Genomic DNA, 10,801 nt, shown 5'->3' with positions numbered 1-10,801 from the left:
CCCAACCAGGTGCCTTTCCCAGCATCCATTACCGGAGACCCATCATGTCCACCAACGCCAATCACATCGAATCCCTGCCACAGGTGCTGTTGTCCGGTACCACCCCCAACCGCCCTAGCCGCCGCCGCCGGATCGGGAGCTTCCGTCTCAGCACTTTGGACATGGAACGGTTCAATCACCTGCTCTTCACGCTGACCGACGACCGGACCCCGCTGGATTGCGACCAGGTCGTAACCGCAGCGCGCCTGTTGGCCGATTCCTGCGGCTCGCAGTCCATCCCCACCTGCATCCGCCAGCGGCTCGCCCAGGCCGAGTCGCTGGCGAGCATGCTCGCCGACTACGGCTGGCAGCCCGCCAATGAGGTCGTCGCGCCGGCCGGCGCCGTACTGGACTACCTCAACGGACACAACGACCTCATCCCCGACTGGATCCCGCAGGTAGGCCAGTTGGACGACGCCATCGTCGTCGAAGCCGCCTGGCCGCGACTGGCGGGCGAAGTACTGAGCTATCAGGACTTCTGCCGCCTGCGGCTGATAGAAGCGCGTCTGCACCAGAAGGAGATAGAGACGTTCCGTTTCGACCGGAAAGACTGGGAAGTCGCACGCCGCGCCGAGGCCGGGTTGCGCGAACACCAGCGTCGCGTACGCACCAGCAGCTATGTGCCGAATGTCGCCGGACTCTTCCGCGTCCACTGAGCAAGCAATGCGGCACTTTGAAATTCCTGTTCCTGGCCGCCCCCAGCAAGCGTGGGGCGGCCAGCGGAATCAAGCAGAGGGATTCGTCATGTCCATCGCATACCTGTCGGCCAATACGCGCCGACCCGAACATCGGCGCACGTCAGGCCAGGACCAGGATGATGATCGCCTGCAACTGCTGAGGTCGATGCTGGCCGATCGCCGCTGGTCATGCGCGCCCGTTGTGCGCGACCAGCTGCTGCAGATACTGGTCAGCGCCGCCGGCAAGGGTTGCGCCAGCGAATGCGCCTGGGCGACGCTGGCCGAGGAAATCGCGCGTTATCTGCTCTATCGCCGGACCGGTCAGCAGGAAATCGCGCCGCTGGAGTGGCAGCGGCCACGCCGTGAGCCCAGACCAGCGACAGCCAGACGCTTCGGGGCCTGACACGACAAGGGCGAAGCGTCGACGCCCACCTGTCAAGCCTTGTTCCACCCCACCCCTCCCGCTACCCTGCTAGCGGTATGTCTTCCCGCTTCATCCACCTCCACCTGCACACCGAATTCTCGCTCGCGGATTCGACCATCCGCGTGCCCGAAAAGCCCGACGAGGCGCGCCCGGACAAGGCCAAACGGCCCAATCTGCTGAGTCGCGCGGTGGAAATGAAGCTGCCGGCGTTGGCGGTGACCGACCGCAACAATCTGTTCGCGCTGGTCAAGTTCTACAAAGCCGCCGAATCGGTGGGCATCAAACCCATCGCGGGCGCCGACCTCAGCATCGTCGACGGCAAGGAAAGCCCCTGGCAGCTCACCTTGCTCTGTCGCGACCACACCGGCTACCTGTCGCTGTCGCGCCTGCTCACTCGCGCCTGGATGGAAGGCCACCACCTGGACGGCGTGGCGATCACGCCCGAATGGCTGCGCGAGGACTGCGAAGGCCTGTTCGCCATCGCCGGCCGCCATAGTTATGCAGGACGGCTCGCCGCTGGCGGACGCCACGAACATGCCGAACAGCACCTCGCCGATCTGCAGCGCAGCTTCGGCGAAAACCTGCATCTCGAAATCACCCGTACCCAGCGCGAGGGCGAAGACGCGTTCAACGCCTTCGCCTTGCACGCCGCCGCCGCGCGCGGACTTCCGGTTATCGCCAGCAACGATGTGCGTTTCCTCGACCGCGAAGGCTACGACGCGCATGAAGCGCGCGTGTGCATTTCCACCGGCCGCGTGCTGGACGATCCCAAGCGTCCGCGCGAGTACAGCCCCGAGCAGTACCTGAAATCGCCCGATGAAATGGCGGCGTTGTTCGCGGACATACCCGACGCGATCGACAACACCTACGCGCTGGCCCAGCGCTGCAATCTTGAACTGACGCTGGGCCAGTACGCATTGCCCGCGTATCCGGTGCCCAGCAACGAAACGCTCGACAGTTGGATCCGCAGCCAGTCGCACGCCGGTCTGGACAAACGCCTGTTGAAGAACCCGCTGGCTGCTGGGCACACCGAAGAAAGCTATCGCGCGCGCCTGGACCTGGAGTTGGACGTCATCGTCCGCATGGGATTCCCCGGCTACTTTCTGATCGTGGCCGACTTCATCAACTGGGCCAAGGACCACGGCATTCCCGTCGGGCCGGGCCGCGGTTCCGGTGCGGGTTCGCTAGTGGCCTGGGCGCTGGGCATCACCGACTTGGATCCGATTCCCTACGACCTGCTGTTCGAGCGCTTCCTCAACCCCGAACGCGTGTCGATGCCCGACTTCGACATCGACTTCTGCATGGACCGCCGCGACGAAGTCATAGACTACGTGGCGGCCAAATACGGCCGCGACCGCGTCAGCCAGATCATCACTTACGGCACCATGGCTGCTAAGGCCGTGGTACGCGATACGGGGCGCGTGCTCGGTTTCCCGTACGGCTTCGTCGACAGCGTGGCTAAGCTGATCCCCATGACCTTGGGCATCACCCTTGCCGATGCGATGGGCGAAGGCAGCGGCGCGATGGCCTCGCAGGAGCTAATTGACCGCTATCGCGACGAAGACGATGTGCGCGACCTGCTCGATCTCGCGCGCCAGTTGGAAGACCTGACCCGCAATGCCGGCAAGCACGCCGGCGGCGTGGTGATCGCGCCTTCGCCGCTCTCCGATTTCTGCCCGCTGTTCGCCGAACACGATGGTCACGGCCTGGGCCGTTCGCCGGTCACTCAGTTCGACAAGGACGATGTGGAAGCGGTGGGCCTGGTCAAGTTCGACTTCCTGGGTCTGCGCACGCTCACCATCATCGACTGGGCGGTCAAGGCCATCAACGTGCGTCGCACGTCCGAAGGCAAGGATGCGCTGGATATTTCCACGCTGCCGCTGGACGACAAAGCGACCTACGATCTGTTCGCCAGCGGCGAGGCCGGCGCGGTGTTTCAGTTCGAATCGCGCGGCATGCGCGAGCTGCTGAAGCGTGCCAAGCCCGACCGTTTCGAGGACTTGATCGCGCTGGTATCGCTGTATCGTCCCGGCCCCATGGACCTGATCCCGGACTTCATCGAGCGCAAACACGGACGCCAGGACATCGAGTACCCGGACGTGCGCGTGGAAGCGGTGCTGCGCGACACCTACGGCATCATGGTGTACCAGGAACAGGTCATGCACATGGCCCAGATCGTCGGCGGCTACTCGCTGGGCGGCGCGGATCTGCTGCGTCGCGCGATGGGCAAGAAAAACCCGGCGGAAATGGCCAAGCATCGCGAAATCTTCCGCGAAGGCGCCGGCAAGAACGATATCGACGGCCGCAAAGCCGATTCCATCTTCGACCTGATGGAGAAGTTCGCCGGCTACGGCTTCAACAAGTCGCACGCCGCCGCCTATGCGCTGGTGTCGTACCAGACTGCGTGGCTGAAAACGCATTACCCCGCCGAATTCATGGCGGCCGTGCTGTCCTCGGACATGGACAACACCGACAAGGTGGTCGGCTTCCTGGACGAGTGCCGCATGTTGAAGCTCGACGTGCTGCCGCCGGAAGTCAATGCGTCGGAATACATGTTCGTGGCCAACGACGCGCGCACCGTGCGCTACGGGCTGGGCGCGATCAAGGGCGTGGGCCGCGGCGCTTGCGAAGCCATTTCCGCCGAGCGCGCACGCGGCGGCGGTTTCCGCGATCTGCTGGATTTCTGCAAGCGCGTGGACTCGTCGAAACTCAATCGCCGCGCATTAGAAGCCCTGGTTAATGCGGGCGCGCTGGATGCACTGGGCAAGAACCGCGCCTCGCTGATGCTGCAACTTCCGGAAGTGGTGAAAGCCACCGACCAACTTGCGAAAGAGCGCGATGCCGGACAAGTGTCGCTGTTCGGCGGTGGCGACGCGGCGCCCGCGTTGGAAGTGCTGCTGACCGAAGTGGACGAGTGGCCGCTTTCGCAGAAACTCACAGGCGAGCGCGAAACGCTGGGCCACTATCTCAGCGGCCATCCGCTGGATCCGTACCGCGATGACCTGCGCGCTTTGGTCGGCACGGATCTCGGCGAGCTCGACAAGCTGTGGAGCGGCGCGCCTCAAAGCGAGAAGAAGGGCTGGCGCCCCGAAGTCGGCGTGGTCATTGCCGGCCAAGTGGTCGCGCTGCGACGCAAGGGCGACAGCCAGGTTTTCGTGCAGTTGGAGGACGGCCGCGGTCGCATCGAGTGCAGCGTATTTTCCGAGGCTTACACGCAAATGGCGCCCCTGCTGACCCGCGACCGCATCTTGGTGATCCAAGGTGGCCTGCGCGAGGATGAGTTCAGCGGCGGCTTCAGCCTGCGTGTTCGCCAGTGCTGGGACTACGCGCAGCTTTGCGCCAACCATGCCCAGCGCTTGTCGCTACGGTTGGACATGCGGGTACCGGGTCTATGGGATCGCATCGATGCCTTGCTGGCCAAGCATCGCCCCGGAGCGACGCCTCTGCGTCTGGACCTGTTGCTGAAATCCGGCGAACGCGGCGTGGCAGGCGTACTGGATTTGAACGGTCCCAAGTCGGTGCGTGTGGACACGGAGCTGCTGGACGCGCTGCGGGCCCATCCAGGTGTGCGCACGGTCAAGGTCGCTATCTCAAGGCCTTGGGCGAACTGAGCTTTTCCTTCTCCCTCCGGCGCCCGTAGGGTGTGCAAGGCTGAGAAGGTGGCGCGAAGCGACGGATGAGGGCGTGGGTTTTCAGATTGACGGATAGTTGCCGTGGGCGGGATTGTCACGCCCTCATTCGCCCTTCGGGCACCTTCTCAGCCTTGCACACCCTACGGGCGCCGGTGGGAGAAGGAAAAGCCCTCGCCCTACCCACCCGTACGGGTTCCTCGCCCCGCTTCGGCTAAACTCCCCTCCTTTCCGGTCCGCAGTCCATAAATGAACCCGAATTACCTGGATTTCGAACAGCCCATCGCCGACCTGGAATCCAAGATCCAGGACCTGCGCAGCGCCAGCGCTGGTCCGGCGGTCAACGTCGATGCCGAAGTGCATGCGCTGCAGGACAAACTCCGCGTCCGCACCGCCCAGATCTTCCGCGACCTGACGCCCTGGCAGGTCTCGCAACTGGCCCGGCATCCGGCACGGCCGTACACGCTGGATTACATCCGCGTGTTCTGCGATGAATTCCAGGAACTGGCCGGCGACCGCGCCTTCGCCGATGACGCCGCCATCGTCGGCGGGCTAGGACGCATCGATGGGCGCAGCGTGGTCATCATCGGCCATCAGAAAGGCCGCGACACCAAGAGCAAGATCGCACGCAACTTCGGCATGCCGCGCCCCGAGGGCTATCGCAAGGCGCTGCGGTTGATGAAGCTGGCCGAGCGCTTCAAGCTGCCGTTGTTGACCTTCATCGACACTCCGGGCGCCTATCCCGGCGTGGGCGCGGAGGAACGCGGCCAGTCCGAGGCCATCGCCCGCAACTTGATGGAAATGGCGGAACTGAAAGTGCCGATCATCTGCACGGTGATCGGCGAAGGCGGTTCCGGCGGCGCGCTCGCCATCGGCGTGGGCGACCGCACACTGATGCTGGAGTACGGCACTTATTCGGTGATCTCGCCGGAAGGCTGCGCATCGATCCTGTGGAAGTCCGCCGACAAGGCCAAGGATGCCGCCGAACAACTCGGCATCACCGCCAAGCGCCTACTCTCGCTCGGCCTGGTGGACAAGGTCGTGCGCGAACCCATCGGCGGCGCGCACCGCAATCCACGGCAGATGGCCACGCGATTGAAGGCCGTGCTGCTCAACGAACTGGATGCGTTGGAGCAATTGCCGATGGATGAGTTGTTGAAACAGCGGTACCAGCGGCTGCGCGGTTACGGCGCGTACGAAGCGGCTTGAGCGTGAGCGATGGGGCGTGACTCACTTCATGGTGAACACGACCCTGCCACTCAGGGCCTCTCGCTTGGTCGCGCCGAATATGCGGGCGTCCTCGCTGTTGTCGCGATTGTCTCCTAGCAGGAAATAAGAGTCCTGCGGTACTTCGATCGACGCCATTTCGCGGGAGTACTCGGTAGTTGCATTCTCCGGAGCCACGTAGCTTTCGACCAGCTCGCGGCCATCGATGCGAACGACTCCGTCCTCAATGGCGATGCTTTCGCCAGGCAAACCGACCACGCGCTTTATCCATGAGTTGCCATCTCCCTCGTGAAGGAAAACGACAATCTCTCCACGCAGCGGTTGGTGCCTGCGATAGTAGCCGGCACGCACGATTACGATCTGGCCTGGATTGACCGTTGGCGCCATTGACCTCGCAGGAACGCGGTATGGCGAGTAGCCGATGATCCGCTGACGCGGGTCGTAGGAATTCGCACCGAACGGATTGATGACATAGAGAGCAATCGCCCCCAGCGGTATCGCAATCGCCAAAACCATCAGGAACCTGGCAACCCAGCGTCTGAACTTCGTCATGACTTCCCCTGTCGTATCGGGGAAGGATGCCCGACGGCGGCCGGGTCCGTCCACACCCGTTCTTGCGACCGACCGGACATGGCCACGGCTTCGCACCGTAAAATACGCACGGCACTTATCCGATCACATTCGACCGACCCATGAGCCCAATACTCCTTCTCTCCATCGTCCTCCAGATCGCCTGCTGCGTGCACGTGATCCGCACCGGCCGACCGATGTACTGGATCTTCATCCTGCTGGTGTTCTCGTATATCGCGGTGGCGATCTATTTCTTCGCCGAGATCCTGCCCGGAATGCGCAACGATCCGGGCGCCAGGCGCGTGGTGCGCAAGGTCGCCGCGAAGATCGATCCCGAACGCGAAAAACGCCACGCCAGCCGTCAGTTCGGACTTTCCGATACGCAGGCCAACCGGCGTCGCCTGGCTGAGGAAAGCCTGGTGAGCGGCGACTTCCAGCAGGCGGCCGAACTTTATAAGGGTGCTCTAAAGGGTCTTTACGAAACCGACCCGGAGACGATGATGGGGCTGGCGAAGGCACAGTTCGGTCTGGGCCAAGCGCAACAGGCTCGGCAAACGCTGGATGCGCTGATCGCGGCCAATCCCGACTACCGGTCGAAGGACGGGCATCTGCTCTACGCACGCACGGTCGAAGCCAGCGGCGATATGTCGGCCGCACTGCACGAATACGAGAATGTCGTGCAGGGATATCCGGGAGAGGAAGCGCGGGCGCGCTACGGTTCGCTGCTGGTGCGCAGCGGCGATCCGAAAAAGGCGAAGGAAGTATTCAACGAGATACTGACTCGCTCTGCCGCCGCACCCAAGTACTACCAGCGTGAACAACGCGAGTGGATCGACGCGGCCAAACGCGAGCTGGCGAGCTTGCGCTGAGTCGTCCGGGTCACTGCGGCCGATGATCGTTCGCAGCACGCCGCCAACGCAACCGCTAGCATGCGCACATGACCGCCGTCGACACCACTGCAGTCCTTCGCGATGCCTTGCGCCCCGGGCGTCCCGCGCCCTTTCTGGTAGGGCTCAGCGGCGGGCTGGATTCCACTGTGCTGCTGCATGCGCTGTCGCAGGATCCGCTGGTTCGCCAACAGGGACTGCGCGCCATGCACGTGCATCACGGCCTGCAATCCGTCGCCGATGAATGGGCGATGCGATGCGCGGTGTTTTGCGATTCGCTTGGCGTGGCACTGACCGTTCTCAATGTAGAAGTGGACCGCGACGGCGGCGAGGGACTGGAAGCCGCCGCCCGCAAGGCGCGTTACGCCGCCTTCGAAAGCGCGCTGAAGCAAGGCGAAGTGCTGATCACCGCGCACCATCGCGACGACCAGGCCGAAACCTTCCTGCTGCGTGCGCTGCGTGGATCGGGACCGGATGGACTGGCTGCGATGCGGCCGTGGCGGAAATTCGCCATGGGCTGGCACTGGCGTCCGTTGCTGGAAACGCCGCGCAGCGACCTGCTCGCCTACGCGGAGCAGCACGGCCTGGGTTGGCTGGAAGACCCCAGTAATGAAGACCTCCGCCACGACCGCAATTTCCTCCGCCAGCGCGTCCTGCCGCTGTTGCGCGAACGCTGGCCGCAGGCCGATGGCGCTTTCACGCGCAGCGCCATACTGAGCGCGGACGCCGTCGAATTGCTGGGGCATGAGGATGCGCTGGCGTTGGCAATGGCACGCACGAGCGATCCGCGTTCGCTTTCGGTGCATGCGTTACTGGAGCTGCCGGCGCCGCGACGCGCGCGCGCGTTGCGTCGCTGGATCGACGAGCTCGGCTTGCCGCCGCTACCCGGTGAAGGCATTGGGCAGATAGAGACCGACCTGCTGCCGGCGCGTGCGGATGCCCGCGCCAAGTTCGAATGGCGCGATGGAGTGATCGAGCGTTGGCGCGACCTGCTGCACGCGCAAAGGCGGCGGGAACCGTTGCCGGTCGAATGGAGCGTCGGGTGGAGCGGGCAGGCGCCGCTGCCGCTTCCGGGAGGCGATCTTCTTCAATTGCAGGGCGCCGCCTCGTTTCCGTCGCCCCTGCGCGTGTTCGCGCGCCAAGGCGGCGAGCGCATCGCCCTGCCCGGCCGCGTACACTCGCACACGCTCAAGAACGTATTGCAGGAGCTCGGAGTGCCGCCCTGGGAGCGCGAAGCCCTGCCGCTGCTGTCGAATGGCGCGGGCGAGCTGGTGGCGGTCGCTGACTTGGCTTATTCCGCCGGTTTCGATGCGTGGTTGCGCGAATCGGGCGCCCGCCTGCATTGGGCGCGCCAGGCATGAACGGCGTGCATTGACCTATCCCCCCCGCGTCCCCAAACTTCCCCCATGCCACGCAAACCCTCCCCCGAAGCTTCGCCGATCGCCCATTTCGAACAGTCGCTGGACGAACTGGAACTTCTGGTGGAAAAAATGGAACAAGGCGAAATGAGCCTGGAAGAGTCGCTGGCCGCCTACGAGCGCGGGGTGGGTCTCTATCGCCGTTGCCAGGCCGCATTGGAACAGGCGGAATTGCGTGTGCGCCTGCTCAGCGATCCGGAACAGCCCGACGCGGCCGAACCCTTTGCGCCGCTGCCTGATGGAAACTGACGCACCGTTCATCCGCTGGGCCCAACGCGTCGAAACCGCACTCGGCCACGCCCTGCCTTCTGCTTCGCTGCCTCCGCAGCGCTTGCATGCGGCCATGCGCCACGCGGTGCTGGGCGGAGGCAAGCGAATACGCCCCATGCTGGTCTACGCCACCGGGGCGGTGTTCGGCACGGACGAACGCTGGCTGGACACGCCTGCTGCGGCGGTAGAACTGATCCACGCTTATTCGCTGGTGCACGACGACCTGCCGGCGATGGACGACGACGCATTGCGGCGCGGCCGTCCCACCGTCCACGTCGCCTTCGACGAAGCCACCGCGATTCTGGCGGGCGACGCCTTGCAGTCGCTGGCATTCGAGATGCTGGCCGAAGCGCCGGTTGCCTCGGAACTACGCGTGTCCTGGCTGCGCGCGTTAAGTGGCGCTGCCGGAGTAGGCGGCATGTGCGGCGGTCAGGCCCTGGATGTCGACGCCACCGGGCAGATGCAGACGCTCGCGGATCTGGAGCGCATGCACCGCCTCAAGACCGGCGCGCTGATCCGAGCCTCCGTGCGCATGGGGGCGATGGGCGGCAGCATCGATGAAGGAACGCTCAAGTTGCTGGATACTTTCGCCGACGCGCTGGGCCTGGCTTTCCAAGTGCGCGACGACATCCTGGACGTGGAGTCGAACTCGCAGCAACTGGGCAAGACCAGCGGTAAGGATGCAGCGCAGGCCAAATCGACCTATCCCGCATTGCTGGGTATGGAGGGCGCGAAAGCCAAGCTGGTCGAGCTGGACATGGTCATGCACGATGCACTAGCGCCTTTCCGCGAACACGCCACCGCGCTGTGGGCGCTGGGGAAATTGGCGATTCACCGCACGCATTAAGACGACGCCCTGAAGGCTTCCGCAGCGCATCGGAGCGACCATCCCCATTGTGGGAGCGGCGTCCCGCCGCGAGTTTTGCCAGCTTGTGTTCTTGCGACTTGCATAAAACAGAAATCAAAAGCTCGCGGCGGGACACCGCTCCCACGCTTGGTTCTGGAAACTTCGCAGTATCTGGCACCGCAAACGACGAAGGCCCGGACTGGCCGGGCCTTCGCAAGCGATCGTGCTGCGGAATTACTTGATCAGGCGCAACGCGAACGGGTAACGATAGGCTTCACCGTTGTTGGCCTTGATGCCGCCCAGAATGCAGAACACCAGGTTGGCGATGCCGACCAGCGCCGGCAGGAAGAACAACAGGCCCAGGGTGACGGCCGCGAGGATGAACGCCACCACGAATGCAATGGTGATGGTGATCTGGAAGTTGAGCGCTTCCTTTGACTGGTCCGTCACGAAGCTCTTCGCAGGATTGTCCTTGCTGATTAGCCAGATGATAAGAGGCCCCACAAACCAGGAAATGATGCCGAGCAAATGCGCGATCAGCGCAAGAGTACGATCTTCCTGGGGTGCTGCGCCCGACGGCGGTGGTGGCGCGGCGGTCACGTTATCGAATTCACTCATTGCGTCTTCCCCTTGCGTAAGTGTTTGTGGGTGGCGATAGGCAGGCTAGCCGGTGCGACACTACGGCCACAGGCCGCCTGTGTCTAGGATACGTCAATCGCCGCCAGCGACGGATGCGTCCCACCGCGCCGCGAGAAGCCCCTACACGCGCTCCATGGGAAACGCGACGCGACGCGCCCGGATGGCGAACTGCGG

10 protein-coding genes are annotated in these 10,801 nt (G+C 64.1%); 8 read left to right on the top strand and 2 right to left on the bottom strand.

What is annotated here, in order from left to right; genetic code table 11:
• The first annotated feature begins 44 nt into the window (after positions 1-44).
• From AC1DTQ_RS00410 to AC1DTQ_RS00395, 4 genes are all read left to right on the top strand, one after another.
• On the top strand, positions 45-695 hold the full coding sequence (locus AC1DTQ_RS00410) for a DUF1232 domain-containing protein (protein ID WP_477847093.1): 651 nt from the start codon (positions 45-47) through the stop codon (positions 693-695).
• An 88-nt stretch (positions 696-783) separates the two neighbouring features.
• On the top strand, positions 784-1,119 hold the full coding sequence (locus AC1DTQ_RS00405) for a hypothetical protein (RefSeq protein ID WP_477847092.1): 336 nt from the start codon (positions 784-786) through the stop codon (positions 1,117-1,119).
• Positions 1,120-1,196: 77 nt separating this feature from the next.
• The gene (gene dnaE / locus AC1DTQ_RS00400; RefSeq protein WP_477847090.1) at positions 1,197-4,751 is read left to right on the top strand and encodes a DNA polymerase III subunit alpha; all 3,555 of its coding nucleotides are present in this window, start codon (positions 1,197-1,199) and stop codon (positions 4,749-4,751) included.
• Between the two features lie 267 nt (positions 4,752-5,018).
• Positions 5,019-5,978 (top strand): acetyl-CoA carboxylase carboxyltransferase subunit alpha, encoded by a 960-nt coding sequence (locus tag AC1DTQ_RS00395; protein WP_477847088.1) that lies wholly within the window; start codon positions 5,019-5,021, stop codon positions 5,976-5,978.
• A 21-nt stretch (positions 5,979-5,999) separates the two neighbouring features.
• Here the strand turns inward: AC1DTQ_RS00395 and lepB are convergent, their stop codons facing one another.
• A complete protein-coding gene (gene lepB / locus AC1DTQ_RS00390) occupies positions 6,000-6,548 on the bottom strand; it encodes a signal peptidase I (RefSeq protein WP_477847087.1) in 549 nt (182 codons plus the stop codon).
• Between the two features lie 140 nt (positions 6,549-6,688).
• Here lepB and AC1DTQ_RS00385 point away from each other — a divergent pair, with 140 nt between their 5' ends.
• The 4 genes from AC1DTQ_RS00385 to AC1DTQ_RS00370 all read left to right on the top strand — a co-directional run bounded on the left by AC1DTQ_RS00385 (position 6,689) and on the right by AC1DTQ_RS00370 (position 9,988).
• On the top strand, positions 6,689-7,435 hold the full coding sequence (locus AC1DTQ_RS00385) for a tetratricopeptide repeat protein (protein WP_477847085.1): 747 nt from the start codon (positions 6,689-6,691) through the stop codon (positions 7,433-7,435).
• A gap of 68 nt (positions 7,436-7,503) precedes the next feature.
• A complete protein-coding gene (gene tilS / locus AC1DTQ_RS00380; protein ID WP_477847083.1) occupies positions 7,504-8,814 on the top strand; it encodes a tRNA lysidine(34) synthetase TilS in 1,311 nt (436 codons plus the stop codon).
• A gap of 45 nt (positions 8,815-8,859) precedes the next feature.
• Positions 8,860-9,120: an exodeoxyribonuclease VII small subunit gene (locus AC1DTQ_RS00375; RefSeq protein ID WP_477847081.1), complete on the top strand. Its 261-nt coding sequence runs from the start codon at positions 8,860-8,862 to the stop codon at positions 9,118-9,120.
• A complete protein-coding gene (locus AC1DTQ_RS00370; RefSeq protein WP_477847079.1) occupies positions 9,110-9,988 on the top strand; it encodes a polyprenyl synthetase family protein in 879 nt (292 codons plus the stop codon). Before AC1DTQ_RS00375 ends, AC1DTQ_RS00370 begins: the two co-directional genes overlap by 11 nt.
• A 234-nt stretch (positions 9,989-10,222) precedes the next feature.
• On the opposite strand, the gene AC1DTQ_RS00365 is transcribed toward AC1DTQ_RS00370, so the two are convergent.
• On the bottom strand, positions 10,223-10,606 hold the full coding sequence (locus tag AC1DTQ_RS00365; RefSeq protein WP_477847078.1) for a DUF4870 domain-containing protein: 384 nt from the start codon (positions 10,604-10,606) through the stop codon (positions 10,223-10,225).
• Positions 10,607-10,801 lie beyond the last annotated feature (195 nt).

This window comes from Pseudoxanthomonas sp. P4_B2, from assembly GCF_056402315.1.
Note: the sequence above shows the minus strand (reverse complement) of the source record. Positions and strands in the feature narration are given on the sequence as shown.

Coding starts and splice junctions, on each gene's coding strand:
- lepB (WP_477847087.1), bottom strand. CDS start 6,548: ATGACGAAGTTCAGACGCTGGGTTGCCAGGTTCCTGATGGTTTTGGCG.
- AC1DTQ_RS00375 (WP_477847081.1), top strand. CDS start 8,860: ATGCCACGCAAACCCTCCCCCGAAGCTTCGCCGATCGCCCATTTCGAA.
- dnaE (WP_477847090.1), top strand. CDS start 1,197: ATGTCTTCCCGCTTCATCCACCTCCACCTGCACACCGAATTCTCGCTC.
- AC1DTQ_RS00385 (WP_477847085.1), top strand. CDS start 6,689: ATGAGCCCAATACTCCTTCTCTCCATCGTCCTCCAGATCGCCTGCTGC.
- tilS (WP_477847083.1), top strand. CDS start 7,504: ATGACCGCCGTCGACACCACTGCAGTCCTTCGCGATGCCTTGCGCCCC.
- AC1DTQ_RS00405 (WP_477847092.1), top strand. CDS start 784: ATGTCCATCGCATACCTGTCGGCCAATACGCGCCGACCCGAACATCGG.
- AC1DTQ_RS00365 (WP_477847078.1), bottom strand. CDS start 10,606: ATGAGTGAATTCGATAACGTGACCGCCGCGCCACCACCGCCGTCGGGC.
- AC1DTQ_RS00395 (WP_477847088.1), top strand. CDS start 5,019: ATGAACCCGAATTACCTGGATTTCGAACAGCCCATCGCCGACCTGGAA.
- AC1DTQ_RS00370 (WP_477847079.1), top strand. CDS start 9,110: ATGGAAACTGACGCACCGTTCATCCGCTGGGCCCAACGCGTCGAAACC.
- AC1DTQ_RS00410 (WP_477847093.1), top strand. CDS start 45: ATGTCCACCAACGCCAATCACATCGAATCCCTGCCACAGGTGCTGTTG.